Here is a 26,727-nt window from a genome sequence, read left to right as displayed (position 1 = left end):
TGAAAAACAGTATTTCATGAAGCTCGGGGCTGTCTAGGAAACCCGGGGCGATTCACAGGCCCTGAACCAGCTGATCGATACGTTGCAGGAAAACATGGGCAGCATCGCCAAAGGTGCCCAATCCCTGGCGGCGGCGGCAACGCAGATGCGCGGAACGGCCACCCGGACGGCCGATGGCTCGATGCGGCAGAGCGAAGCCGCCTCGGACATGGCCGCGAACGTCGAGGAGATGACCGTCAGCGTGAACCATGTCGCAGAACGGGCCAGTGAAGCCGGCAAGCTCTCGCTGCAATCGGGGCAGCTGGCCAGTGCCGGCACTACGGTGATCGGGCGTACGGCGGACAACATCCACGCGATCGCTGCCGCGGTACACGAAGCCTCGGCCCTGATCGACAGCCTTGCCGAGCAGGGGCAGCAAGTCGGCAACGTCGTCGGCGTGATCAGGGAAGTCGCCGAGCAGACCAACCTGCTCGCACTGAACGCAGCCATCGAGGCAGCTCGTGCCGGCGAACAGGGGCGCGGCTTTGCGGTGGTGGCCGACGAGGTACGCAAGCTTGCCGAGCGCACAGCCAATTCCACACAGGAAATTTCGGGCACCATCCAGATCATGCTGGAACGCGCCGGCAGCGCGGTGGACTGCATGCACAACGCCCAGGCCCGCGTGGAGCAAGGCGAGCTGGGTGCACGCGAAGCAGAGCAGGCCATCGGCAGGATTCATCAGGCCAGCGATGAAGCCGGGACTCGTAGCGAGGAAATCGCCAGCGAAATCCGCGAGCAGGGGTCGGCAGCCAATACGATCGCCACACTGGTGGAACGTATCGCCCAGATGGCTGAGGAAGGATCGGCTTCCGCAGAACAGGCAGCCAGCGCGGCCCTGGAGGTGGATCGCCTAGCGCGCGAGATGCACGGAATCACCTCGCGCTATCGCCTTCAGTAAGCGCCGCCATGGCCCGCGCCTTCATACGGGCCGTCCGACGCCCGATGGATTACGCCGTACGGCGCCGGGCCAGCAGACCGACCATGCCCAGACCGGCCAGCAGCATCGCCAGACTGCCAGGCTTAGGCACCGCGGAGACAGGCGTCAGTGTCGAGCTGAAATTCGCGCCGATAATGGGGGAATACCCGGCACCGGAGATGGTGTAGTAATAATCTCCCGCCCCCAGGCTACTGAATGTCAGTGAAGACGTTGAGTAAGTCCCCCCGAAGCTGAAGCTGCCGATCTGTGTATTGTCGGCAGAGAAAAGACCGACGGAACCTGAACCCGTCAGGCCCGTGGTGAAGCTCGCCAACAGATCGCTCAGGGATTGCAGCGAAAATGTGAACGTCGAGTTATACGGGGACGACGAGAAAAGGCTGCTGTACAGGCGTTGTGATTCGCTCGTGTCATGCACACCCCAATCTACCGTCACCGCCTGCGCACCAGACGACAGGACCAACAGGGCGCCCGCTACCGCCAGGTACCCCGAAATCATTTTTGTGTTTGCCATGGGTTCTCTCTCCTGAGGAAAAAAATGGCGCATGGAAGGCGGTTGCCATTCATGCGCCATGTTCCTGAAGGTATCGCAGGCTCGCGATGCATGCAAAATGAAATTCCGTATCACTCGGAAACAAAAAAACATTCATCAACATCAATCAACTAGCCGATTTTCCGGAGAAATTCCCTGTCCCGGATCGTGACATGATTCACGCCTGCAGGCACCGGCTCACGGAAGCCCAGCAATGATGTTTATGCTTCCCTCTTATTGGAACCTCAATCAGCGTCGGTGTAGCGCAGGAAAGGCTGGCGAGCCTCGATCCAGGCGGCTTCATCCACACGAGCCAGAGCGTCCAGTCCGTCAGGTGTTGCGTGCGCATCATCCACCCATTCGCGCAATAGGGAAGAGCCGTTGATGAGGTCGATGGCCAGCCGGTCGTGTTCGTACTCGTAGGAAAACTCGCGCCACAACCGGTATTCCGGGTAGCAGGTGCGCACGGCCTTGAAGGCCAGCGCCTGCAGGCGCCAGGGGCGGAAGGTCGCATGGTTGTAATGTGCGGCCTCCACATGAATCTGCACGCCACTGCACAGCTTGCCGACGTGCTTGTGGAAGGTGGGCTCGAACCAGCATTCGCGCAACACGCAGCCTGCCAGCCAGTCCGGCGCCAGGCGGCGCATCTCCGCCAGCACGGTACCCGCATCGATGTCGGGCGCACCGAAAAGCTCCAGCGGCCGCGTCGTGCCACGCCCTTCGGAAAGCGTCGTGCCTTCCAACATCACGGTGCCGGCATAGGCACGCGCCATGGAAAGATTCGCGGCATTCGGGCTGGGATTGATCCAGGCTCGCTCAATCGGCCAGCCATATCCCGGCCCCAGCCCGGGCTGCCACCCCTGCATCTCGATCACGCGGTATTCCAGCGTCAGGCCCAGCCTAGCGACGAACCAGTCCCCCAGCTCCCCCATGGTCAGACCATGGCGCATCGGCATCGGGCCTGCTCCGACGAAACTTTCCCAGCCCTCGCGCAAGGTGAGCCCTTCCACGGGTCGGCCAGCCGGATTGGGACGATCCAGCACCCAAACGGCCTTGCCATGGCGTGCAGCCTCTTCCAGCACATAGCGCAAAGTGGTGATGAAGGTATAGATACGACAGCCCAGATCCTGCAGATCGACGAGCAGCACATCGAAGCTCGCCATCATCTCTGCCGTAGGCCGACGCACATCGCCATACAGACTGAAAACGGGAATGCCCAGACGAGGATCGAGATAATCCGGCGACTCGACCATGTTGTCCTGCTTGTCACCACGCAGACCGTGTTGCGGCCCGAAGGCTGCGCTCAGCTTGAGATCCGGCAGCTCGGCCAGCGCATCCAGCGCATGGGTCAACGTCGGCGTCACTGAGGCCGGATGCGCCAACAGCGCGACGCGGCGCCCGGCCAGTGGCGCACGCAGCGCAGGGTCGGCCAGCAAGCGGTCAAGGCCGGTTTGCAGCTTTACAGACATGACAGATCTCCCTGGGGACGCGCCCCGGGCGCATCCGGCAGTTCAATGGTGAAGCCCGCGCGGGCATGGAAATCCGGGCGCTCACCGGCATGCGTCAACGCCCAGTAATCGAGTTGGCCATCCAGCCGCTCGGTGACGGCGGTAAGCCCCAGGCACAAGGCTCCTCCCGGCAGCAACGCATCCGGCAGCAAGGCATGCAGCCGGAACACGCCATCTGCCCGCACGACTTGCACGCCAAGTGCGACCTGCGGTGTCCAGTCGGCACGCTGGCGCCAGTCGTGAAAGGCATAGGCAGCCCATTGCCCGCCCGGCGACAGGTTGAACTCCCGGTAAGCCCGGCCCCTGGCCTCCGCCACGAAAGCCTCGAAGCATGTGTGCTGCCACAGACCATCGGCAAACCCGGCGGCCGGCACCGGCCAGCGCAAGGCCGTCAGATCCCCAGCCACGCGGTAATCCAGCAGCAGCCCGTCCGCCCCGCGCGCAATCATCACCTCCAGCTGCAGAGAGGGCACACCGATGCAGACAGGATGAGGCAGCAGGCGAGCGGACAGGCGCATCGGGGACGGACAGGTGGCGCCCGGGGAATCAGGGATAGAAGACGTAGAGCCGGTAACCGGCGGCAGGCAGCTCGCCGATGTTCAATCCGAGGCTGGCAGTGACCTCGGTATGGCTCTCGAAAGCAGGCAGATGGCGGTAAGCCGTCGGCAGCCATTCCCCGGGCTTGAGCACGCGCCGGGAGATGGCAATGTCGAAACGGTCGGTGATGGTCAATTCCACATGCGGCCATTCCTGCGGATAGGATGCCCGGTTGAACAGCGTCATGATCAGCCGGTAATTGCCCTCCGCACCATCCTCCGGATTGAAGCTGTGCCCTTCGAGCGAGACCAGTTCGGCATTGCGCGGATACGGCACATTGCAGTTGATCAGCGCACAGGCCCGCTCCAGCGCCGGGCGCCAGTCGGGAACGGCACGCGGGATTTCCATGCGGAAGAGATAGGCCCCCTGCAACAGGATCAGCAGCAAAAGCAAGAAGAGTCCGGCCGCCCAGCCTGCCCTGCCGGCCCGGCGCGCCCGCTTGCGTCGATCCTCCACGCCCGCATGGCGCGCGGCCATCTGGCGCGCCCGCTCGTCGAACAAGGAATCAGGCCCCCGATCCAGCGGCCGCAATTCGATCACGTCGAGCGGCTCCTCAAGCATCACGGTCTGCCTCATATCCAGCTCACGCGAAGGCTCGTAGGGCGCAACACCAAGCTCTTCGGCGATCTTCGAGCGGTAGGGTTCGGGTTCAGCCGGCTTCTCCTGCGTGACGGGCACCTCGGTATCCTCGTCGGGCATCGAGATATGCATGGTGAATTCGTCACCCAGCGCCGGCTCTTCTACTCTGCCGCCATCCAGCGCGACGAAGGCCGGTGCTTCGATGCCCGGCTGCCCCGATGTCGGCAGATCCAGCGCGGGAAACGCCACCTCACCGAATTTGGCCAGCGGCGAGCTTTCGTGCAGCGGGATCGGTGCCGATTGCAGGAATTCTGGACTGATCTGCGGCGCCCTGGGCGCGGGAGCCGGACGTGGCGCGGAGACGACACGCTCGGGTACAGCCTCCGCTGCCGGCGGAACCGGCACTGGTTGCACGGGAGCCACCGGCGGTACGGACGGAATTTGCACAGGTGCAGGCTGGGATGCCGCGTTGACGGACTCCGTCACAGGTGCGGTCACCGGTTTATCCAGGGGCTTTACTGCAGTAACCGGCTCGGGTGCATGCGTACCCGGCAGCGCCTCCTCATCCATCTCGCCCAGATGCGCCAACGCCGAAAAGGCCTGCTGGCAATTGCCACAGCGTACACGGCCGCCACGCAGGCTCAGCTGTTCCGGACGGATCCGGAACACCTTGGCGCAATGCGGGCAGCGCGTGGTCAACATGCCTTGGTACCCTCCAGCCTGATCCAACCCTCGTGTTCATCCCCGACTTCAAGCGCAACCCAGGGTGCATAGGCCGCGATGACCTGATCCGCCTGCGTGGCAAGCACGCCAGAGAGCGCCAGCCGGCCACCGGGTTTCACTCGGGCCACTAGCGTGGGCGCCAGAACGCACAACGGATTGGTGAGGATGTTGGCAACGACGATATCGTAAAGCCCGGTCACCGGATAGGCACTATCCTGCCAACGAGCGTTTGCCACGCGGTTACGCACGGCATTCGCGGCACTGGCTTCCACGGCAGCGGTGTCGATGTCGCAGCCCAGCACCTCGCCCGCCCCCAACCTGGCAGCGGCAATGCCGAGGATGCCGGAGCCGCAGCCGTAGTCGAGCACGCTCAGCCCGGGCCTGACCGCACCGCACAGCCATTGCAGGCACAGCCGCGTGGTGGGATGCGAACCAGTGCCGAAGGCCATGCCCGGATCCATCTCGATATTGATCGCAGCGGGATCGGGCGCGGTATGCCAGGAGGGCACAATCCAGAGTTGATCGTTGATGTGGATCGGATCGAACTGCGCCTGGGTAAGCTGCACCCAGTTCTGCTCCTCGACGGTCTCCACGCTGAAGTCCGGCACGCTATCGAGCCCGGCCTCGCTGACCGCTGCGGCCAGCAAGACCGGAATGTCGGCGTCCGCATCGAACAGCGCGATCACCACGCTGTGATCCCACAGGCGCTCGTTGATGCTGCCCGGCTCACCGAACTGCGGTTTTTCAGCGTCGGTGCCGGCGTCGGCATCCTCGATCGAGACCGACAATGCGCCGGCCTCCATCAGCGCTTCGGACAGGGCCTCTGCCTGCTCGGCAGGCGCTTTCAGGGAAACGGAATGCCACATGTCGCCACTCCGTTCAGGTATTGCCCGCGAGCTTCTTTTCCAGGTAGTGGATGCTCATGCCGCCTTGCAGGAAGTGGGAGTCCATGAGCATTTCCTGGTGCAGCGGAATGTTGGTCTTGATGCCCTCGACGGCCATTTCGGAGAGCGCGATGCGCAGCCGGCGGATCGCCTGTTCGCGGGTATCGCCATAGGCGATCACCTTGCCGATCATCGAGTCGTAATGCGGTGGCACGGTATAACCCGTGAACACGTGCGAATCGACGCGGATGCCCGGGCCGCCCGGCGTGTGCCAGGTCACGATCTTGCCGGGGGACGGCGTGAACTTGAACGGGTCTTCGGCATTGATGCGGCACTCGATGGCATGCCCGCGCAGGTGTACATCCTTCTGCGTGTTGCGCAGCTTCTCGCCTGCGGCCACGCGGATCTGTTCCTGCACGATATCGATGCCGGTGATGAGCTCGGTCACCGGATGCTCCACCTGCACACGGGTGTTCATCTCGATGAAGAAAAATTCACCGTTCTCATAGAGGAACTCGAAAGTACCCGCGCCGCGATAATTGATGCGCTTGCAGGCAGCCACGCAGGCTTCGCCGACCTTGGCGATCAGCTTACGGTCGATGCCAGGCGCCGGCGCCTCTTCGATCACCTTCTGGTGGCGGCGCTGCATCGAGCAGTCGCGCTCGCCCAGATAGATGGCATGCCCATGCTCGTCGACCAGTACCTGGATTTCGATGTGGCGCGGATTCTCGAGGAACTTCTCCATGTACACCGTGGGATTGCCGAACGCGGCACCGGCTTCGGTACGCGTCGTCGCCACGGAAGAAATCAGGGCGCTCTCGGTATGCACCACGCGCATGCCGCGCCCGCCACCACCGCCTGAAGCCTTGATGATGACAGGGTAACCAATGGCGCGGGCGATCTTCACGATCTCCTTCGGATCATCCGGCAGGGCACCACCGGAGCCCGGCACACAAGGCACACCAGCCTCGATCATGGCCTGCTTGGCGGAAACCTTGTCCCCCATCAGGCGGATGGTCTCGGGACGCGGTCCGATGAAGACAAAGCCGGAGGATTCGACGCGCTCGGCAAAGTCGGCATTTTCGGAAAGGAAGCCGTAGCCAGGGTGGATGGCCTCGGCATCGGTCACTTCCGCAGCAGCGATGATGCGGGGAATGTTCAGGTAGCTCTGCGCCGAGGAGGCCGGGCCGATGCAGACGGATTCATCGGCGAGCTTGACGTATTTCGCCTCGGCATCCGCCTCGGAGTGCACGGCCACCGTGCGGATGCCCAGCTCGCGGCAGGCGCGCAGCACGCGCAGCGCGATCTCGCCGCGGTTAGCAATCAGGATCTTGTCGAACATGAAAACCTCGTGATACGTGATGCGTGATTCGTGATGCGTGGCAGTCCTGCAGACGTGTCGCGTATCGCCCTGTCACGTGTCACTGATTTATCCAACGATGAACAGCGGCTGGCCGAATTCCACGGGCTGGCCGTTCTCGACGAGGATGGCCTTGATCACGCCAGCGGCGTCGGATTCGATCTCGTTCATCAGCTTCATGGCTTCGATGATGCAAAGTGCATCGCCCACGGCCACGGTATCGCCGACATCGACGAACGCCTTGGAGCCCGGCGCGGAGGAGCGATAGAAGGTACCGACCATCGGCGACTTGACCACGGTGCCTTCGGGCTGGGCCGCTTCAACGGCTGCGGCCGGAGCACTGACGGCTGCGGCGACCGGCGCAGCAGCCTGGCCGGCCGGCACCTGGGTCACGTAATTCACGGGGGCGGCCGCAGCCGGCAGATGCTTGGCGATACGCACCTTCTCTTCGCCCTCGGTGACTTCCAGTTCGGCGATGCCGGACTCCTGCACCAGGTCGATGAGTTTCTTGAGCTTTCTCAGATCCATGTCTCACACTCCAGATAGTTGAAGACAGCCCCGAACGGGGCTGCCGGATATTCGTATGATCAGCGCGACAACAGACGCGTCAGCGCATAGTCAAGGGCATACTGGTAGCCTTCCGGCCCCAGCCCGCAGATCACGCCCAGCGCAACACCCGATGTGTAGGTGTGGTGCCGGAAGGGCTCGCGTGCATGCACGTTGGAGATGTGCACCTCGATGAAGGGGATGGCCACGCCGGACAATGCATCGCGCAGTGCCACGCTGGTATGCCCCAGGCCGCCGGGATTGATGATGATGAAGTCGACGCCTTCGCTGTAGGCTGCCTGGATACGGTCGATCAGTTCGCCTTCATGATTGCTCTGGAAGGATTCGAGCAAGGCGCCGCTGGCGCGGGCACGATCTTCCATCGCCAGATGGATGTCGGCGAGTGTGGTGCAACCATAGATGCCGGGCTCCCGCACGCCAAGCATGTTGAGATTTGGTCCTTGCAGGACCAGAATACGCGCTTGCGGCGCCGCAGATTCGGCCTCTGTGGCAGTCTCCGCAGGCTTCGCTTTCTTGTTCGCGGCTTTCTTCATGTCGGCGAGTTTGCCGCAATTCGCTGCAGATTGTCCATATTTCCCTTCAACTAGCTCCCATTCGGGGAAGAATGGCCTCCAGGCGGTCGTCCAGCTCCTGCGCTGAAAATGCGCCCAGCCGCAGGGAAGCAATTTCCCCCAGCGCAGTCACGAACAGCGAAAAAGGGATCCCCTGGGCGGGGTTGCCCAGCGCGACCAGGCGCTCCGCGATCGCATCGTCGGCCAGCAGCACCGGATAGCTCACCGGAAACTCCTGCAGAAAGGCGCGTGCATTCTCCGCCGTATCCCAGGCAATCCCCAGCACCCGCAGGCCTTGCCCCGCGTGACGGCGCGAAACGGTGTCGAGCAGCGGCATCTCGGCACGGCACGGCTGGCACCAGCTCGCCCAGAAGTTGATCAGCAAGGGATGGCCGCGCCAGCCGACCAGGGGCTGCGGCAGCCCAGCCAGGTCGGGCATGCTGCTTGCCAGCAAGGCCTGCAACGCCGCCCGGGCGGATTCAGGCACGCCGGGATCAGGTCGGCGCTCACGCGCCAGCCAGCCAGCCGATGCTCCAAGCAGCAGCGCCCCTCCCACCCCCAGCAGACGCCGCCGTTCAGGCCGCATCGGGCAGATTCTTCAGGAAGGCGCGAAAGGCATCCAGGCGCAGGCGCACCTGCGTCTGGCCGCCCGGGCTGCGCCGCTGGCTGCGCTCAGCGATATGCCCGTATACGTTGACACGCACCGGCACGTCATCGCAATCGAGCAGCAGGATCGCCTCCGGCGCGTCCGGGCCACGGCGCGGCTCGTGGTGATCGAAAGGCACCTCCTGCCCCAGCAGGAAGATTTCCACATCCTTGGCACTGTCCGCATAGAGCTCCAGCACCACCTCGGAAAACGCGTCCACCAGGCCATCCAGCACAGCGCCAGTGACGTAGGGGCGAAAGGGGTCGAGCAGTTCCATCACGACCACGGCCGCCTCGCGTAGCCGCTGCAGGCGTTCCACGTCCTGCTCGTCATGGAACAGCGCACGCCAGGCCTGCAGAGCCTCTTCCACCTCGGCATTGCTGGGCAGATCCTTCTCGGGCACGCCAAGCTGGCGCGCTGCCTTGCGCTTGGCCAGCGCGTAATCCTCGATGCCTTCCTCGGCGATCAGACGCGCCGCCTGGCTGGCGATGTTGTGGCGCAGGTCGCCCAGCACGGAATCGACGTTGTTGGAGCGGGCAGGCATAGCACGGATGGCGAAGGTAGAATCGTGCCATTGTACATAGGGCAGACAGACCCCAACCCCGGCCATGCACATCCACATCCTCGGCATCTGCGGCACCTTCATGGGTGGCATCGCGCTGCTCGCCCGCCAGGCGGGCTTCACCGTCACGGGCTGCGACGCCAACGTGTATCCCCCCATGAGCACGCAGCTCGTCGAACAGGGCGTGGCGCTGATCGAAGGCTATTCCCCGGACCAGCTGGCCATGCAGCCGGACCTGTTCGTGGTCGGCAATGCGATCTCGCGCGGCAACCCGCTGCTGGAGGCGATCCTAGATCAGGGTCTGCCCTACACTTCCGGCCCACAGTGGCTGGCAGACAACATCCTGCGCGGCAAATGGGTGCTCGCCGTGGCCGGCACGCACGGAAAAACCACCACCAGCTCACTGCTCGCCTGGATCCTGGAGGATGCCGGGCTCGCCCCTGGTTTCCTGATCGGCGGCGTGCCCTCGAACTTCGGCATCTCGGCACGCCTCACCGATACGCCCTTCTTCGTCGTCGAAGCGGATGAATACGACACTGCTTTTTGCGACAAGCGCTCGAAGTTCGTGCATTACCGGCCGCGCACGGCCATCCTCAACAACCTGGAATTCGACCACGCCGACATCTTTCCCGATCTCGCCGCCATCGAAACCCAGTTCCACCACTTGGTACGCACCATCCCGCGCCACGGCCGCATCATCGCCAACGGCAGCGAGGAGAGCCTGCGCCGCGTGATCGGGCGTGGATGCTGGAGCGAGCTGGAATGGTTTGGCGGCGAAGGGGAATGGGATGTCAGCGCGGACGACGGCCGCAGCCCCGCCAGCTTCAGCCTCAAGGGCGAAGCGCTTGCAAGTTGCGAGCTGCCGCTGACCGGCCAGCACAACCGCCTCAACGCCCTGGCTGCACTCGCGGCGGCCCGCCACGTGGGAGTGACGCCCGCTACCGCAGCACAGGCGCTAACCCGCTTCGCAGGGGTCAAGCGCCGGCTGGAGGCGCGCGGCATGGTCAATGACATCACCGTCTATGACGACTTCGCCCATCACCCCACCGCGATCGCCACCACCGTGGCCGGCCTGCGTCGCCGGGTGGGCAAGCGACGCATCCTCGCGGTGCTGGAGCCCCGCTCCAACACCATGAAGCTCGGTGTCATGAAGGACCAGCTGCTGGCAAGCCTCGCGGAAACCGATCTGGTCTATTGCTACACCGCCGGTCTGGGCTGGGATGCCGCTGCCGCACTGGCTCCCATGGGTACGCACGCACGCTGTTTCGAACGACTGGAAGATCTGGTGGCAACGGTCGCGGCCGAGGCCCGCCATGGCGACCAAGTGCTGGTCATGAGCAATGGCGGTTTCCGCGGCGTGCATGACAAGATCCTGGACGCCCTGCGCCGGGGCAAGCGGACATGAAGCGCCGCCAGTTCATCACCGCCCTGCTGGCCGGTATTGCACTACCGGGTTGTGACGACGGGCCACGCTTCAACAACGTCAGCACGCCCAAGGCCCGCTACGGCCCGGGTCTGCAGCGCCTACGCGACCAGCACGGTCGCACGCATACGCTGGCGGACTTCCAGGGCAAGGTAGTGGCCGTCTTCTTCGGTTACACCTTCTGCCCCGATGTCTGCCCGACCAGTCTGATGATGCTGCGTCAGACCCAGCAGTTGCTGGGCGCCGATGGCGCGCGCGTGCAGGTGATCTTCGTCAGCGTGGACCCCGGACGTGACACACCTGAGCGCCTGGGACGCTACGTCACGGCCTTCAATCCCGACTATCTGGCACTCAGCGGCAGTGAAGCCGAGCTTGCGGCCGTCGCCGGTGAATTCGGCGTCTATTACAAGAAAAAGAACGACAGCGGCGACTTCTACACCATCGATCACACCGCTGGCTGCTACGTTTTCGATCCCGCCGGGCAAGCCCGACTGTTCGTACGCCACGGCGAGACGCCGCAACGTCTCGCCGAGGATCTCTGCCTGCTGCTGGCAGGTCAATGAAGCTGCCTCACTTGGTCCGCAGGATCGCCAGAACCGTCTCCATATCCGGGTAGTTGGTGATGTATTTCGAATAGAGCTTGACCGCAAAGGCCTCGATGCCGGACATGGCGATCTGGCTCTTCTCCGTCACCACCACGCCTTCACGTCTGGCACGCGCCAGCGCCTGGATCTCGCTCTCTCCCCACAACTTGCGCATGAACACGGAGGACGCAGACGCCGCCTCTTGCAAAGCCTTGCGTTCGGCCTCCGTCAGTTGCAGCCATGACTTGCGCGAAATCACCAGCACCTCGGGCACCGAGGAATGTTCGTCCAGGCTGTAGTAACGGGCGTATTTGTAATGCCCGCTGAGCACGTAGGACGGCGCATTGTTCTCCGCCGCATCGATCTCGCCATCCCGCAGGGCATCGGTCACCTTCTCGTAGGGCAACACCACCGGCGTCCCCCCAAGGCGGTCGATCAGATCCATATATACAGGCGAATCCTGCACGCGGACGCGTAACCCCTTGAAATCCGCCAGGCTGCGGATCGGCTTCTTCGTGGTGTAGAAGGAACGCACCCCGCTGTCGTAATACGCCAGCACCACAGCCCCCGCCTTCTCCGCCTCGGTCTGGATACGTTTGCCGAAATCCCCCTCCAGCACGTGCCACATGTGATCCCGCGAACGGAACAGGTAAGGCAGGCTCAACAGCTTCACGGCCGGCAGATCATTGACCAACGCGGACAGATTGACGCGCGCAAGATCCAACGAACCTTCCTTCACCTTCTGCCAGCTCTGCCCCTCACCCCCCGTCTGCCCGCTGTGACTCACACGCAGCTGCAACCCGGCCCCCGTCGCCTCCGTCAGCCGTTGCGCCATGAACTCCTCGGACTGCACCAGCACATGCCCGGGCGGATGGATCTCCGCGAGGATCAGCTCCTTGCCCGTAGCCACGGCACTCAGACCGCAGGCCGCCGCCAATGCCAACAGTCTGCCCAGCAATGCGAAGCGCATTTTCATTCTCCTCACCCGGAAATCGAGGGAGGGATGCTTGCCCTATCCAGCACTTATGGGCATTGCCGTTTGCCCTATTGGCACAAGCCCTGACACGAGCCAGTGCTCGCCCGAAGCCTCCGCGCCCTGCTTGCAAACCCGGAACCCTGCCGTATAATTGCCGCCTTCCGTGGGGGGGTAGCTCAGCTGGGAGAGCGTCGCGTTCGCAATGCGAAGGTCGGGAGTTCGATCCTCCTCCTCTCCACCACCGAAAGTCTTGTAAAACAACGCACTAAATCATTCGATGCAGTGCGTTGTTTTACTTTGTAGCACCAGTTTCTGCGTATCGAGTGCGGCAAATCCCTGGCAAACAATTACGTCTGCCACACGTGCAGTCCATTGGATGTGTTCAAGCCCCATACGCCCCTCGAAACCGTTCGTAGCCTTGCTCCAACTGATCGACGGTGTCTCGAAACGGCAGAACTCGTTCCGGAAACCAACAGTTATGCTTGGGCTACCGATGCTTCAACCCCGTTCGTGCTGCGGGATCGAAGCATGAACGGAGCCCCGAATCGGCCAGTTCCTGCGTTGCGCTTTTCCACGGTTTCAGCCTGGCGCCCACCACAGCGGTCCGGCTGAAGCCGGCCCCACGGAACCGCGTTCGCCTCACAGGTCAGGCTTGGCATAACAAACCGACTACAGCCGCGCAAAGCAATACGCTGCGCTCTGCTACCGACGCCCGCCGGCCTCTCACGACAGAGCCTAAACAGTCTCTGCCCTGTGGCGTACGCAGCCATCGTGTACGGCATCAAATGTCGATGAGTTACAGCACCACCAATCAGGGTACGAAGATTAGCTCCGGCAGCACGACTTCCCAGGTTTCACGGCGGTACTGGGCTTGATATTCCGGTGCGCTGTCGGATTTTCGCCAGAGCAGAATGGCGCGGACCCGGGCCGTTTGGCAGCGTAGACCGGGAGGTGGCACAAAGCGCTTGGATAAGCGCCCGACGGGCGTTCCGGATATATCTTCGAGCCGAACACCACGTTCGTCCGAGATATAGCGCAGCTCATCGCCTACATGCAGGTTGGCGATGGCTTGATGCGCGCGGTGATGGGTATTTTGCCGGCCCGTGAACCCCAGATCGATCTCTCTCAGACTGGGCAGGTAATACCGACATCCCATGGGCCCAGGGACCGGTAACCATGGCATGGGTGATCGGCGCATGAGGGAGGAGTGTTGGTCCAGCGCATCGATCATCACATTGCCTGTATCCATCCGTGCCAGTGTCAGCATGACGCGAGCACGCGTCATGGCGACGTAGTAGAGGCGCAACACAGCATCCGGCTCTTCATTGCGGCCGGGACGCCATTCGCCGTCGAGGACGAACACATGATCGAATTCCAGTCCCTTGGCGCGGTGCGCGGTCAATAGCAGGATGCCGGTTTGCTTGCTACGGCTGGCTCGCCCCCATTCGGCCAGCCAGTCACGAAAGAAGGCCAGTGAAACCTCCACCCCCTGGGTGTCTTCGGCAAACGCGACGATGGCTTCGTCCAGGATGGGCCACCAGCCCGTGCCGCCCTGCTTGGCCAGCCAGGATTGAAGCTCCTCCGCCCTCAACAAACGGCGATGGGAGGCCGCTTGCCGATCCTCAAGATACGCCAGCAATGTCTGCGTTTCGCGCAAGCGCCACAGCGGCGGCGCTTCTTCATCGGCCATGGACACAGGAATTCCCGCAGCCTCCAAGGCTGCGCGCAGGGGATCGAGAAACTTCCATTGGCAAGCGATGACCGCTGTTCTGGCAGGGTCGAGGCCCAAGGCCATCATGCGTCGCAATTCGGTATAGATGGCCAATGCCTGTTGCTGCGCGTTGTAGCCTGCAGGCAGTATCTGCACGCGCCCCTGCACGACAGGATCGATTTTTTGCCAGCTTCCACCAGGTGCGGATTTGGCACGGACAGCGTTCACCCGTATCGCCTCGGTCTTCATCCGTGATGCTGCGCGGGCGATCACGCGGTTGGCGACGTCGATGATGTGGTGTGTACTGCGGTAGTTCTCGATCAGGAATTCCGTCCTGGCTTTGTAGTCCTCGCTGAAGCGACGGATGAACTCCACCGAGGCTCCGGCGAAAGCATAGATGTTCTGGTCGTCATCGCCCACCGCAAACAGGCTCAGGCGACCATCCTCGTCGCTGCGCTTGCGCCCCACCAACGCCGCAATCAGCGCGTACTGGCCGGGGCCGATGTCCTGATACTCGTCCACCAGAATCCAGCGAAAACCGGCCAGCAGGCGGTCACGCCGCATATCGGCGTCTTCCGGCGGCAGATCGCGACCGTCGAGAAGGTCTGTCGCTTCCGCCAACACGGCACTGAAATCGGCTTCTTCGCCGACACGATCCGCAAAGCTCGCGCCGACCAACCGCATGGCCAGTGCGTGACAGGTAAGTACGGTGACGCCGTGTGCATCATCGCCAAGGAGTTCAACCAGCCGCCTGCGAATCTCCAGCGCTGCGTGACGATTGTAGGCCAGGGCCAGTACGGTCCGCGGGTTCTCGCGGCGGATGCGTATCAGATAGGCAATGCGGTGGACGAGTACTCGGGTCTTGCCCGAGCCGGGACCGGCGAGCACCAGCACGTTGGCGTTCTCCCGGTCGTCGGCAACGATGTTGCGCTGGTGGGGACGGGAGAGGATTTCGACGATGGTGTCCCAGGACTGTGGCGTGGTCTGGCGCGTCAGCTCGTTTTCGCGCCCCGGTAGCCAGCGCCGAAGGAATTCCTCGCGCGGTAAACTGAAATAGTCCAGGGTAAGGTTCACCGCATCCGCCATTTTTCTGACACCGAGCTCGGCGTATTCCGCCATGATGTGGATCTGCCGCGTCAGCTCGTCGTAGTGCATGGACAAGGGCTGGTAGTTGCTTTTTTCGAATTGCAGTTTCCAGTTGCTTTCCAGATGCAGGGTCATGGCAGCACGGAAAATAGCCAACCCCTTGTTCAGGCGCAGCACCTCCTGTTCGTGCAGCCACAACAGCGCTCGCTCCACCAGCTTGCGCATATCCTTGGTTTCGGTGGCCAGAAAGGCGTCGCCCGTCACACTGGCGGTGAGCTTTCCCAAGGTGGTTTCCGACAGTTGATCGATACCGCGTGTGCCTTGCGGCAGGCTGGACAACCAATGTTCCAGCAGCTTTTCGGCGGCGCTGCGGCGGCGTTCGGCAATCTTTTCCAGCACGCGCCACGGACGGTTGAGCGTGAAATGAACCGTTTCGGGATCGGCGCCACGCTTCAAGGTCAGGCTGCCTTTGCCGTCTTCACCATCGCGTCCATCACCCGCCAGTCCGACAATGATCTGGCGCAGCCGCTGTGGCAGCACAGGGATACCCTGATCCTTCAACCGTTGAGCCAGCAGGCGTAGGTGCAGGGGTGCGGCATCACCCGCACCGAGGTCAGGCGCTTCCTCCCGCAGGGCCGCGATGGCGGCCCGCTCCAGCGCACAGGCTTCATCGAAACGTTTCTTCGACGAGTGCTCGACAGCCACATGAACGTAAGCGGTCATCGCCATGTCGTTGCTGGCGATGCCCAGACGGTCGAAAAGAAACAGGGTTTCGCGCAGCGCTTCGGCGTTGAAACCAGTAGCGGCCATCAACTCATCGGTGGACAGCCCTTCGTCCGCGGGTGCAGCCAGCAGAATGTCAATCAGCGCCAGGCATCTCTGGCGATAGGCGGCATCGACGTGTGTCAGCCTGCGCTCGGCGTCGTCCCGGCTTTTGATGCGCAACGACGAAGGGAATATCTGTACTGTGTTCTCCTCGCGGCGCACCAGCCCGGCCTCTTCCAGCCAAGCGATGGCTGTGCGCACGCGGGTGTCGTCGGTCGCACCGTCGCGCTTGAACTTGCCGTCTTCGTCTTCATCCAGTATTTCGCCGGAGGTGGCGACCAGCGCCTGATCGCGCTCTTTCTTGCGCTGCAACTGGCGCAGGGCACGCAGCACGCTCTGGATATCGCGCCGCGACAGGCGCGAGGCCGCCGACATGCCGTGCTGGCGTTCCACGTCATCGACGGTATAGAGCAGCACGCAATGCGCTTGCGCGCGGTCGCGCCCCGCTTCCTGCAGATAGTTTTCCAGTGAACCTGGGATATCGGCATGGACGACAAGGCGCACGTCGGGCTTGTCGATACCCATGCCAAAGGCGTTGGTCGCCGCAATGACGCGCAACGCGCCCTCAATGAACGCTTTCTGCGTTTCCTTCTTGGTTTCCGGCTGCAATTTCGCGTGGTAGGGCTTGGCCGCGAATCCTTTGTCATGCAGAAAGGCCGCCAGATCCTCGGTCTGCTTGCGCGTAGCGCAGTAAGCGATGGCGCCGCCAGACAGATGAGCAGGCAATGCCTGCTCGACCAAGCGGGCAACCTGGGCGAATTTTTCCGCTGGGGTGGTTTCGATCACGTCGAACTTGAGATTGTCACGCTTTGACCCACCATCGAACACACGCAGTTGCACGCCCAACTTTTCCCGAAAGTGCCCCACGATGTCGCTCACAACCTCGGGCTTGGCAGTGGCTGTCAGGCACTGGATCAACGGCAGTTCGCCGCCCGGACTGGCCTCGGTACTTTCGCGGATGAAGCGGGCGACGTAACGATAATCGGGGCGAAAATCCTGCCCCCACTTGGACAGACAGTGTGCCTCGTCAAAAATCTATGCGCCGATTTCGCGCTGCGCCAGCACCTTGCGCACACTCTTGTTGCGCAGTTGCTCCGGCGCAATGAGCAGAATACCGATGTCGCCCAGGCGCACCCGCTCCAGCACGTCTGCGCGCTCGGGCATGGATAGCAGGCCGTTGATGGCCGCACAGCCCTCGATGCCACGCTCACGCAATCCTTTGACCTGATCTTCCATCAGCGCCACCAACGGCGAGATGACGATGGATAGCGCTCCGGTGCGCACGAAACGCGACAGGGCAGGCACCTGGTAGCACAGCGACTTGCCTGTGCCGGTGGGCAAGATACCCAGCGCATGCTCACCGCGCATCGCCGCTTCGACGATCACTCGCTGCAAAGGCAAACCGCTGGCAGCGTCCACCGGTTCGGGGCGGAAGTCGTAATCCCTGCCATACCACAGCTTCAACTGGGTCAAGGCATCGTGTTCGCGACGGCACCAGACACAGCCCGGGCTGGAACAGGGTCTGTCACGCAAGGCCCGGATCAATCGCCCGGCTTCAGGGAATTGGTGGCGCACCCATGGTGGCATCACCGAATTGCCGCCTGCCACCGACATCCAGGCAAGCGCATAAGCCAGCGCCCAGGAAAATTGCTCCGCCTTGAGGATGATGTCTGCGCCGACTTCTGCGCAGGCGGTGTTGTCCAGCAAACGGGTGAGTGCCGCCCTGACCTGTGATGCGTACGGTCTGCCAGCGCCGCGAACTTCGGTGAAGAAATGATCGAGCCCGCCCGTGCCATGATCTTGTGTCGTCAACCAATGCCACGTGAGCAGGAGGTCGGGCGAAACTTCCTGCATAGCCTTCAGGCTGGCGCACTGATCGGTAAAGACTTGCAGGGCAAGTTTGGCGTCCAGCAGTGGATCGTTGCGGCGGTTGCCGAGCAAGGCGCCGTCCTGATAGTGTTTGACGAGATGATGGTAGGGGTTGCGCGGGAAGGCCAGCGGATTGAGGCGTAACGTATCGATGGCGGGCTTTCCGAGCAGCCGCAGGTTGGGTTGGGCTGCACGCAACTGCGGCAGATCGAAGGCGATCAGGTTGTGCCCCAGAAGAAATGCAACGCCGTCGGCGAGGCGGTCCAGGGCATCGAGCGCACCAGGCAGCTTGCCGGGTGGAAAGGCAAGAGAAGCACTTCCATCGCCATGCACCCCGGCCAGCCGATGGATGCGTCCGCTTTCGCAGCCGACTTCCAGGTCGATGGATACAAGCGACATGACCATCATCGAGCTACCCGGTGCAACGCTGGTTCCAAGCCAGCCCGCAGCAGCGCCACGAGGTAAGGCCTACGGGCAACTCACCAGGTACGGCCATGCCGCGCCGCTCGAAGATGGCCTTGATCGCCTTGGCCAGCAGGCCGACGTTGAGCAGGCGGGGGCAAACGAAAACCGCAATGCTGCTCATTCGATGGCTTCCAGATAAGGGCGCATGACGTTGGTCATCCGGCAGATCTTCGCGTAGCGCCATAGATCGTCCATCGATGGCCTGTGCTCAGCGCGCACCTCCTTCAGCACCGCCAGTGCCACATCCAGGCCGATCTTGTTGCGATGCTTGAAGCAGTCCGCCACGGTCTTGGCGACGCCATACACGCGTAGCGCAACGCCATCGAGCTCCACCGTCTCTATGCCTTCGGAGTAAGCGTACCCCGTCATCTGAACCATCTTGAGCGGCGGGTAGGCGATGCGCGGGGTATGGCTGCCACGTGGCATGGCGATCCAGATCGGGCATGACATTGGAGTGGCCAGTTCGTGAAGCTGGAGAGCCGTCAGAAGGCAGAATACGGCTTGCAGTACTTTGGTAGCGACACTCGCAAGCCCTTCATGCTCCGCCCCCGAATGGCTGGGCAAACAGTAAAGGCCGCGCCCGACCTTATCCAGCAGACCGGCAGCAGTCAGGCGCGCCAGGACGACCCGGGGCACATCAATAGCGCCCAGATCGCTGGCGCGCAGCAACCCCTTCTGGCTGGCCAGCGCAAGGACTCGCTGGGTGTGAGTCTTGACAAGCATGCCGTAAGTATGTTCCGTTCATTCGTTCAATGCAAAATATCGACGAAAGACAGAAACACCTCTCGGTTCGACGTTGAAACAATAAAGCCCGTACGGCTGCATCGCGCGTATTGGTCACGGCAAACTGGTGGATACCCGGCATCTGGCGGACGCAGTGCATCCATCCGAACCGTGAAGCATGCAGCATCGCTCGCTCATCGCTCCCGGCCAGCCTCGTGCCAAGCCTTTTTCACGGGCGAGAGCAGGTATTCCGCCACCGTTCGGTCACCCAGCAGGATTTCCACCGTAGTCTGCATCCCAACGGACAAGGGGTACTTCACCCCATCTGTTTCCAGAGCACCTCCATCCAGCATCACCAAAGCCTTGTAACGCAACGGACTTTGCCCGCTGCCTTGCAACCCCTTGTCACGAGCTTCCTCCTCGCTTTGTGCATCTGCACTCACATGCTCGACCATGCCGTGACCCATGCCGTACTTCTGGAAGGTATAGGCAGCGAACTTCAGCTTGACAGGTTGCCCGGGACGCACAAAGCCAATGTCCTCATTGGAAACCCACACCTCGGCCTTGAGCTTTTCTTCGCGGGGCACGAGGCTGGCCAAGACGGTGCCGGGCTGCACCACTGTGCCAGAGGTATGCGTGGCCAGATCCTTGATCACGCCCTCCTGTGGAGCCTTCAATTCCAGCAATTCACGCCGGTGCTGCTGTTTCTCCAGTTCTTTGCCCAGTTTGTCGATCTGCGCCTGAGCCTCATTGCGCTCGGCGTGCAACTGTCGAAGATAGTCGGCCTCGATCTGCTTGAGCTTTTTCTGCGACTGCTCAATGCTGGCTCGAGCAGAAGCGATCAAGTGGCCTTGCGTAGCCAGCTCCTGTTCCTTCTCGATGCGCTCACGCCGCTTGTCCGAACCTATCAGGCCTCCGGCAAACCCTTCCTTAACCAGTTTCTCTTGGGCCATGTCTTGTTCGCGATAGTGGGGCAGCACCGCCTCCAGTCGCTCTTGCTGCTGGCGGGCGGCCGCCAGTTCCTGCTGTGCTTTGACCAAACGGCTATGTTCCTCTGCCAGAGTGGCGGCCAAAGCATCGCGATTGGCTCGGTACTGTGCCCTGGTTTCGCGCACCAGCATCACCGGCGCCTGCACCTCTGGCTGTAGGGACTTGCCGATGAGTTCGGCATCAATGCGTGCCAGTTGAAGCGCCTTACGCATGTGCTCGGTCGAAATGGCGTCCAGATCGGCGTCGGTGATCAGCGCATCCATGCGCATCAGAGTTTGTCCGGCACGCACCGTCTCACCTTCGTGCACCAGGATTTCCTTGACGATACCCTCCTCCGGCGGCTGCACGATCTTGAGGTAGGTGGCCGGCACCAGCTTGCCCTCGGCCACCGCCACGATGTCCAGACGCCCGAGCAGTGCCCAGCTCAGCAGAAACACCAGCAAGCCGAGCAGCATCCACAGCACCCGCCGCCCCTGTGGATGCGGCGCGCTGTGCTGCAAACGGATCAGTGGTGGATGAAAATCCTGATGATCGCGGTGGACGTGCTGTACGAGGGAAATCAACGAAAGCATGTTAGGGGACGCTCCTGAGATTCTTGCGGCCTACGGGTGGGCTCGATGCTCCTCCCGTCAAGAAACGTGCGCTCGATGAGGAGCAGGCTTTGTTCGATAGCCTGGCTGGGGGAGAAATGGCAATGACGATCCCTGAACGCGCGGGCGGCCTGCCGACAGACCTGGTTGCTGAGCAGTTCCTGCAATGACGCGATAACGCGGTCTGCATCCATCCGACCGCCGAGCACTTGGCCGGCCCCCAGCGCCTCAACGCGATGCGCGAAAAGCGCCTGTTCGATATACCGCGGCCGCATTGCCAGCGGAACCCCCGCCAACAAAGCCTGGATCGAGAAGCCGCTGTTGCCATAGCAGATCGCAAGATCAGCATGCTCAAGCAGGGGTGGCAGATCAACCGGCGCCAACGCGATGCGCAAACGCCGCGTGGCACAACGTTTTGCCACCTCGGGGTTCATGCCGGGCGTAACGCATAGCACTTCGGCATCCAACCGGGCAAGCGCCCGCAAAATCACCATGAAACCGGGCACGGCGGGCCGCAGGTAGACCAGCATCCTGGGGTGTTCCTGGCCTTGCCAGGCAACGCGCAAGGCTTTGGGCACCGAGACGACGGGGCCAACGTAATGCCCATCCACACGAACACCATAGTGGTCGAGCTCGGCAAAGGTATCCAGGATGTCATGCGTACCAAATAAATCGCGCAGGCGTGCCGCCATTCCATGGCCCAGCGCCTTCTGTGCCAGTTCCGTCACACGGTCGAGCCGCATCTCGGCATGGACCAAGGCATGCTCGGAAACAGCCTCCCATGGTCGGATCGAAGGCCATGGGTAAACGGCTGGGGGAATCGAGAAGCCGTTGCCGATGGACAGATGAGGAATGTCAGCCATTCGCGCTGCCAGCAGGGCCGTCGGCGCATGGTCGGCGACCAGCACATCAGGCCGAACCAAGGCCACAATCCCGTGCCAAGCGTTGAGCCGCGCAGCCACATCCTGCTCGTCAGAAAAACCGCTGACGCGCAACACATCGGCGTAATTCACCGGCGGACTGCTACCCGCCTCAACCTGCGGAGTCAGGGGCGCGGGCAACACGGTGATGCCAGGTACCAAGCCCTGCCTGACGGGCAACCGAACATCCTTGAGCACCAGCGTCACGCCATGCCCCCGCAGCACGAGCCCCTCGGCCAGCCGCAGGCACCGGGCGAGATGCCCGAAGGCCTCGCCCAGTTCCCACGCGATCAGAACGCGCGCCATTTGCAGACGTAACCGCGGCTTACCATGACAATGTCCCCACCCCTTCCTTTATGCCAGTGAAGCCTTTGAGCCGGGTACCCGTACCGCAGGCCAACGACACGGTATCGACGCCGCCGCGTGCGCCGTGGCCACCGCCCTGCATCCAGCCCACCAATCCGGAAAGGTCAGCCCCCTGATTGGCATGGTTCCACGCAGGCGCGCTCTGTCGTTCTGCATCGAGCCGGTTCAGAGCATGGGTCAATTCGGCCCAGTGACGCTCAACATCGTGATTGGCCTGGCCCTAACCCTCCTGCCCGGATGCCTGCTGCTGCTCGCCCCACTGCTCGAACCAGCGGCGATCCAGCGCAGGCAAGGACGAATGCTGCGACGGGTCGGACTTGTCATCACGCTTGAAGCCGTCGAGGAAACGCCCCAGGGGGTCATTGTCACGGTCGCCGCCATGCTTGCGGCCCGGCTGCCCCGGCGAGATGCCTGCACCGTCATCGATGTTGGCACCGTGACCGGGAGGCGGCGCATCCGCGCCGTTGCCTACGCCTTCATTGCCCTTGCTGGCAGTTGGCACCACCGTCTTGTTGCCAAAACTCACCTTGAAGTTATCCGAGGCGGTCGAGCACTCGCCATGGCCATCGCTGGCGGTGACGCGCACGTCGATGCTGCCCTTGGCATTGGCCGGAGCCGTGCCGCTGAAGGTCTGCGTGGCGGCATCGAACTTGAGCCAACTCGGCAGCGCCTTGCCGTTGGACAGGGTGGCCGAGTAGCTCAGCGTGTCGTTGCGGTCGGCGTCGCGGAAGCTGCCTGCGGGCACCTTCCACGAGAATACCTTGCCTTTGGCCAGTTGCACGTCGGAGAGGCAGCGCACCAGATCAGGCGTGTCGTTGGTGCCCTGCACAGTCACCGTCAATGCGCCGTCGCTGGCCAGGTAGTTGAAGGTCTCCGTGACCGTCTCGCCCGCGCCCAAGCCTTGCACCTTGGTGGAGCAATCGTCGAGCACATAGGCGTAGGTACCATTGGAGAGCAGGGTCAACACGCCGTATTCGCCGCGCCGGATGCCCGCATCAGCCACCGAGAGGCGCTCGCCTTCCGGATCGCGGTCGTTGGCGAGCACATTGCCCCAGGTGAAGAGCTTGCGATCCTCGATCAGATTGGCCGTGTCCGGCGTGGTGACCGGTGCCTGGTTGCCGCCGCCCAATTCGACCGCCAGGGTGAAGCTCTGGCTGGCCGAAGCACCCGCCAGATCGGTGGCGGTGACCCGCAGGGCATAGCTGCCTGCCGAGGCCGGGGTGCCGCTGAAGGTGCCGGTGGCCGCGTCGAAGGCGAGCCACGTGGGTAGCGCGCTGCCGTCAGCCAAGGTGGCCGAGTAGGCCAGCACATCCCCCGCATCGACATCGACGAACGCGGTGCCGGGCAGTTGCCAGCTCAGCGCCGTGCCCGCGCGTCCGGTCTGGTTGGCGAGAAGGGTGCCGACCTCGGGGGCGTCGTTGACGTTGGTCACACCGATGGCGAAAGTCTGGCTGGCCTGTGTGTGCGCCAGCCACATCAGAGGCCGTCAGGCGCACCGAGACACTGCCCACGTCGCCGTTGGCTGGTGTGCCGCTGAAAGTGCGCGTCGCTGCATCGAACTGGAGCCAGATCGGCAGCGCTGAGCCATCGGCCTGGGTGGCCGAGAGCGTGAGCGTATCGCCTACATCCACGTCGCGGAAAGCCTCTTGCGGAATGGTGAAGGCAAACGGTGCGTCCTCGGTCGCTTGCTGGTCGGCCAGTGCAACGGCGACTTCCGGTGCATCGTTAGTGTTGGCCACAGTGAGGCTGAACGACTGGCTGATGCTGGCACCCACCAGATCGCTGGCCGTTACGCGAATCTCCAGTGCGCCGACATGGTCGTTGCCTGGCGTGCCGCTGAAAGTGCCGGTCGCCGCATCCAGTTGCAGCCATGCAGGCAAAGCAGAGCCATCCGCCAGTGCCGCCGAGTAAGTCAGACTGTCACCCACATCCGCATCGGCGAAAGCGCCCGTCGGCACGGTGAAGGTGAAGGCAGTGTCTTCGGTTGCAGTCTGCGCGGCCAGCGCGGCGCCGATGGTCGGGGCGTCGTTGGTGTTGGTCACCTCCAGCGCGAATGTCTGGCTGGCCGATGCGCCTGCCAGGTCGGTCGCGGTCACGGCAAGCCGCAACTCACCCACGTCGCCGTTGGCCGGGGTGCCGGAGAACGTCCCGTTTTGGGCATCAAAGGTGAGCCAGGCAGGCAGCGGATCGCCGTTTGCCAGCGTGGCCGTGTAGGTAAGCGCATCGCCCACATCGACATCGCGGAAGCTGCCTGCGGGCAGCGTGAAGCTGAAGGCGCTGTCTTCCAGGGCGCGCAGATCGGACAAAGGCGCACCGACTTCGGGCGCGTCATTGGTGTTTTGCACGCTGATGTTGAAGCTTATGCTGGCGGCTGCGCCGAAATGATCCTTGCCTTCCACCACAATCGCGAGGTCACCCACGTCATCGTTGGCAGCTTTCCCGCTCAATGTGCGGGAGACAGGATCGAAACTGAGCCATGCCGGTAGCGGCTCTCCGTTGGCCAGTTTCACCACCACCTGGATCTCGTCGGATGCGTCTGGATCGCTGAACAGGTCGGCGGGCAGAATCAGGCTGATATCTTGATCCTCTGTCGCCATCGTGTCGTCCAGTTGCCGGGTTGCCACGGGAGCACGGTTCATCTGTTCGGTGAGAGACACCACCGTGCCGTCTTCAAACGCGAGTGCCAGAATGACCGGATTGCCTTCCGAACCGTAGTAGTTATCGATCCGCACCGCATCGTCATCGCTGTAATGCAAGACAAGCGTGGTGCCATCCCATTCATGGCGGATGTCTTCGGGCCGGATGTCAGTCCCGAAGCGGATGTAATTGAAATCGGTCGCGCCACTGTCGATGATCGTGTCGACGCCATCGCCTTTGTTGAAGACGTAGGCATCGTCACCCGCGTCACCGGAGAGCACGTCGTTGCCCTGCTCGCCATACAACTCATCGCTACCTGCGCCTCCATGGAGCGCGTCGTTGTCCCCGCCGCCATGGAGCCGGTCGGCAAGGTTTGTCCCGGTCAGTTCGTTCGATTGCTCGTCGCCTTCAACCAGGAACCCACCCGAAACCAAGGCGGCGTAATCCCAAACCGTGCCATCGACGAACTCGAAGCGATCAACGGCATGGCCACCTCCGAGGACGTCGTTCGGATTGAATCCGGTCAAAAGCAGAATGTCGCCGTCGCCGCCATAAGAGATACGGAGCAAATGACCACCATTGCCGTCCTCCTCAAAACGCAGGTTGGCGCGTAACGCTTCCGGATCGATGCCGAGCCCAAAGCGCAACACGTTACCAGCATCCGGGGCGGCGACATCATCGATAAAAACCTCGCCGTCACCAATGTTGATGTCGTAGGTATCTTGGGTGTGATCGCCATAGCGCACCCCGCGCGCCATCAGTTCATCGAGCGACAAGCTGACGCCCCACCAGAGCAGGCTGATTTCCGAAACCGGCGCCTGCATGCCCGGCGCGCGCGGGTCGAAACCGGCAAAGCGGATCGCATCGCCGTCTTCAGTCAGGCGCAACAGCAGGTCGCGTCCGTCGAACTCCAGGCGCAGGTCGTCGGCGTTGATTTCGCCGGTGATCTCGATGCGGTTCGTGTCCTGCTCGCGCCAGGTCTCGGCAATGAGCGTCTCGGTTGGGCGAGTACCCCATTCCTTGTGAATACGGTAAGTGTCCGAGCCTGCACCACCCACCAGCCTGTCCGCGCCACCCTGGCCACCCAGCGTGTCATCGCCGTCACCGCCGATCAGCGTGTCGGCAAACGGGGTGCCGTCGAGCCAGCCGCCTTCATCGCCCGCCGTCTCGGTCTTGCCCGTGGGATCGATGTTCTCGGCCACGATCTCGGCGCCGTCGGCAAAGCGGATGATATCCACCGACCGGGTCTGTGTGGCTCGATTCGGCTCATAGCCTCTCAGGATCACCCGGTCGCTGGGCTGGTTGGCAAACTCGATTACCAGATCGCCGTTTTGCTCCGAATAGCGCAGGTCTTGCTGGCTGATACCGGGACCGAAGGTGAGGACGTTGGGCGCATCGTCGGCGATGGCACCGCCATACCCACCACCATAACCGGACGACATAGCAGCAAGCGCAGACATTTCACCGCCGTAACCGCCTTCACCACCGCCGTAGCCCCAGTTGAGCACGAGATGATCGTCGTCGATGATCACTTCGCCGTGGCCAGGCTGATACACGTAGGTGTCGCCACCCCATTCGCCGAAGAGTTGGTCATTGCCGGTGCCGCCGGTGAGTTGATCCGCACCCCAGCCGCCGTAGATCACATCGTTTCCGGCATTGCCCTCCAGCACATCATCGCCATCGCCGCCGTGGATCAGGTCGTTGCCGTCACCACCCAGGATCGTGTCATTGCCAGCCAAGCCCAGCGCGATGTCATTGCCCGCACCGGCGTCTAGGATGTCGCCATTGGCGGTGCCATAGAGCACGTCATCGCCATCGGTCGGGGTGTTGTTGGCGAGGTTGGCCGAAGCAAACAGATCGCCAGACTGCGCATAGGCCACAGCCTCCAACCCGCCTGCCGGGGCCACCGTGCCGGTCAACTCGAAGCCCGTACCCTCAAAAGCCAGCGGCGTCTCGGCCGTTGCCGACAGTAAGGCGCCTGCGTTGGCCTTCAGCCAGCCCGCAAGGTCGAACACACGCGTCTTACTGAATCGCCCCGGGTTTCCTAGACAGCCCCGAGCTTCATGAAATACTGTTTTTC

22 protein-coding genes and 1 tRNA gene are annotated in these 26,727 nt (G+C 62.7%); 4 read left to right on the top strand and 19 right to left on the bottom strand.

The genetic code is table 11. From position 1 onward, the window contains the following. Positions 1–94: 94 nt before the first annotated feature. Complete coding sequence (locus tag BGI27_RS13740) at positions 95–937, top strand: methyl-accepting chemotaxis protein (RefSeq protein WP_095525421.1); 843 nt, start codon at positions 95–97, stop codon at positions 935–937. Positions 938–986: 49 nt separating this feature from the next. Here the strand turns inward: BGI27_RS13740 and BGI27_RS13735 are convergent, their stop codons facing one another. The 10 genes from BGI27_RS13735 to BGI27_RS13690 all read right to left on the bottom strand — a co-directional run bounded on the left by BGI27_RS13735 (position 987) and on the right by BGI27_RS13690 (position 9,530). Further along, positions 987–1,487, bottom strand: coding sequence for an FxDxF family PEP-CTERM protein (locus tag BGI27_RS13735; RefSeq protein WP_095525420.1), 501 nt, complete (start codon positions 1,485–1,487; stop codon positions 987–989). A 263-nt stretch (positions 1,488–1,750) separates the two neighbouring features. Then, positions 1,751–2,974, bottom strand: a complete 1,224-nt coding sequence (locus tag BGI27_RS13730; RefSeq protein ID WP_095525419.1) for an exo-beta-N-acetylmuramidase NamZ family protein — start codon at positions 2,972–2,974, stop codon at positions 1,751–1,753. Next, positions 2,965–3,531 carry a DOMON-like domain-containing protein gene (locus BGI27_RS13725; RefSeq protein ID WP_095525418.1) on the bottom strand — a complete coding sequence of 189 codons (567 nt, stop codon included), beginning with the start codon at positions 3,529–3,531 and terminating at the stop codon, positions 2,965–2,967. The genes BGI27_RS13730 and BGI27_RS13725 overlap by 10 nt, the downstream gene beginning before the upstream one ends. A gap of 28 nt (positions 3,532–3,559) precedes the next feature. After that, positions 3,560–4,891, bottom strand: coding sequence for a DUF3426 domain-containing protein (locus BGI27_RS13720; RefSeq protein WP_095525423.1), 1,332 nt, complete (start codon positions 4,889–4,891; stop codon positions 3,560–3,562). Next, entirely contained in the window at positions 4,885–5,778 is an 894-nt protein-coding gene (gene prmA / locus BGI27_RS13715; RefSeq protein ID WP_095525417.1) for a 50S ribosomal protein L11 methyltransferase, read from the bottom strand. Before prmA ends, BGI27_RS13720 begins: the two co-directional genes overlap by 7 nt. Positions 5,779–5,791: 13 nt before the next feature. After that, positions 5,792–7,138 carry an acetyl-CoA carboxylase biotin carboxylase subunit gene (gene accC, locus BGI27_RS13710; protein WP_095525416.1) on the bottom strand — a complete coding sequence of 449 codons (1,347 nt, stop codon included), beginning with the start codon at positions 7,136–7,138 and terminating at the stop codon, positions 5,792–5,794. Positions 7,139–7,225: 87 nt separating this feature from the next. Continuing rightward, positions 7,226–7,684 carry an acetyl-CoA carboxylase biotin carboxyl carrier protein gene (gene accB, locus BGI27_RS13705; RefSeq protein WP_095525415.1) on the bottom strand — a complete coding sequence of 153 codons (459 nt, stop codon included), beginning with the start codon at positions 7,682–7,684 and terminating at the stop codon, positions 7,226–7,228. Positions 7,685–7,743: 59 nt separating this feature from the next. Beyond that, positions 7,744–8,256, bottom strand: a complete 513-nt coding sequence (gene aroQ, locus BGI27_RS13700) for a type II 3-dehydroquinate dehydratase (RefSeq protein WP_095525414.1) — start codon at positions 8,254–8,256, stop codon at positions 7,744–7,746. A 46-nt stretch (positions 8,257–8,302) separates the two neighbouring features. Next, positions 8,303–8,860: a TlpA family protein disulfide reductase gene (locus BGI27_RS13695; protein ID WP_095525413.1), complete on the bottom strand. Its 558-nt coding sequence runs from the start codon at positions 8,858–8,860 to the stop codon at positions 8,303–8,305. Further along, positions 8,850–9,530 (bottom strand): hypothetical protein, encoded by a 681-nt coding sequence (locus tag BGI27_RS13690; protein WP_223871808.1) that lies wholly within the window; start codon positions 9,528–9,530, stop codon positions 8,850–8,852. Before BGI27_RS13690 ends, BGI27_RS13695 begins: the two co-directional genes overlap by 11 nt. On the opposite strand from BGI27_RS13690, the gene mpl reads away from it, so the two are divergent. Further along, positions 9,529–10,887 (top strand): UDP-N-acetylmuramate:L-alanyl-gamma-D-glutamyl-meso-diaminopimelate ligase, encoded by a 1,359-nt coding sequence (gene mpl, locus BGI27_RS13685; protein WP_095525412.1) that lies wholly within the window; start codon positions 9,529–9,531, stop codon positions 10,885–10,887. The genes BGI27_RS13690 and mpl overlap by 2 nt on opposite strands. Beyond that, on the top strand, positions 10,884–11,468 hold the full coding sequence (locus tag BGI27_RS13680) for an SCO family protein (protein WP_095525411.1): 585 nt from the start codon (positions 10,884–10,886) through the stop codon (positions 11,466–11,468). Before mpl ends, BGI27_RS13680 begins: the two co-directional genes overlap by 4 nt. A gap of 7 nt (positions 11,469–11,475) precedes the next feature. Here the strand turns inward: BGI27_RS13680 and dctP are convergent, their stop codons facing one another. After that, on the bottom strand, positions 11,476–12,459 hold the full coding sequence (gene dctP, locus BGI27_RS13675; protein ID WP_095525410.1) for a TRAP transporter substrate-binding protein DctP: 984 nt from the start codon (positions 12,457–12,459) through the stop codon (positions 11,476–11,478). 171 nt (positions 12,460–12,630) lie between these two features. Here dctP and BGI27_RS13670 point away from each other — a divergent pair. Continuing rightward, a tRNA-Ala gene (locus BGI27_RS13670) sits at positions 12,631–12,706 on the top strand. 570 nt (positions 12,707–13,276) lie between these two features. On the opposite strand, the gene BGI27_RS13665 is transcribed toward BGI27_RS13670, so the two are convergent. The 8 genes from BGI27_RS13665 to BGI27_RS18165 form a co-directional block, all read right to left on the bottom strand. Then, entirely contained in the window at positions 13,277–16,927 is a 3,651-nt protein-coding gene (locus BGI27_RS13665) for a UvrD-helicase domain-containing protein (RefSeq protein ID WP_223871807.1), read from the bottom strand. Positions 16,928–17,122: 195 nt separating this feature from the next. Next, complete coding sequence (locus tag BGI27_RS18170) at positions 17,123–18,355, bottom strand: DEAD/DEAH box helicase (RefSeq protein WP_223871806.1); 1,233 nt, start codon at positions 18,353–18,355, stop codon at positions 17,123–17,125. Positions 18,356–18,368: 13 nt separating this feature from the next. Next, on the bottom strand, positions 18,369–18,542 hold the full coding sequence (locus BGI27_RS13660) for a hypothetical protein (RefSeq protein WP_223871805.1): 174 nt from the start codon (positions 18,540–18,542) through the stop codon (positions 18,369–18,371). Further along, the gene (locus BGI27_RS13655) at positions 18,539–19,144 is read right to left on the bottom strand and encodes a type IV toxin-antitoxin system AbiEi family antitoxin domain-containing protein (RefSeq protein ID WP_095525409.1); all 606 of its coding nucleotides are present in this window, start codon (positions 19,142–19,144) and stop codon (positions 18,539–18,541) included. The genes BGI27_RS13660 and BGI27_RS13655 overlap by 4 nt, the downstream gene beginning before the upstream one ends. A 194-nt stretch (positions 19,145–19,338) precedes the next feature. Next, positions 19,339–20,706 carry an HlyD family type I secretion periplasmic adaptor subunit gene (locus BGI27_RS13650; RefSeq protein WP_095525408.1) on the bottom strand — a complete coding sequence of 456 codons (1,368 nt, stop codon included), beginning with the start codon at positions 20,704–20,706 and terminating at the stop codon, positions 19,339–19,341. Then, positions 20,694–21,950: a glycosyltransferase gene (locus BGI27_RS13645; protein WP_095525407.1), complete on the bottom strand. Its 1,257-nt coding sequence runs from the start codon at positions 21,948–21,950 to the stop codon at positions 20,694–20,696. The genes BGI27_RS13650 and BGI27_RS13645 overlap by 13 nt, the downstream gene beginning before the upstream one ends. A gap of 280 nt (positions 21,951–22,230) precedes the next feature. Next, positions 22,231–23,358, bottom strand: coding sequence for a putative Ig domain-containing protein (locus tag BGI27_RS13640; RefSeq protein WP_263406632.1), 1,128 nt, complete (start codon positions 23,356–23,358; stop codon positions 22,231–22,233). Continuing rightward, on the bottom strand, positions 23,291–26,527 hold the full coding sequence (locus BGI27_RS18165; protein WP_263406630.1) for a putative Ig domain-containing protein: 3,237 nt from the start codon (positions 26,525–26,527) through the stop codon (positions 23,291–23,293). The genes BGI27_RS13640 and BGI27_RS18165 overlap by 68 nt, the downstream gene beginning before the upstream one ends. Positions 26,528–26,727 lie beyond the last annotated feature (200 nt).

The organism is Candidatus Dactylopiibacterium carminicum, from assembly GCF_014736495.1.
GTDB classification, from domain to species: domain Bacteria; phylum Pseudomonadota; class Gammaproteobacteria; order Burkholderiales; family Rhodocyclaceae; genus Uliginosibacterium; species Uliginosibacterium carminicum.
This window is presented reverse-complemented; position numbering and strand designations above follow the sequence as displayed.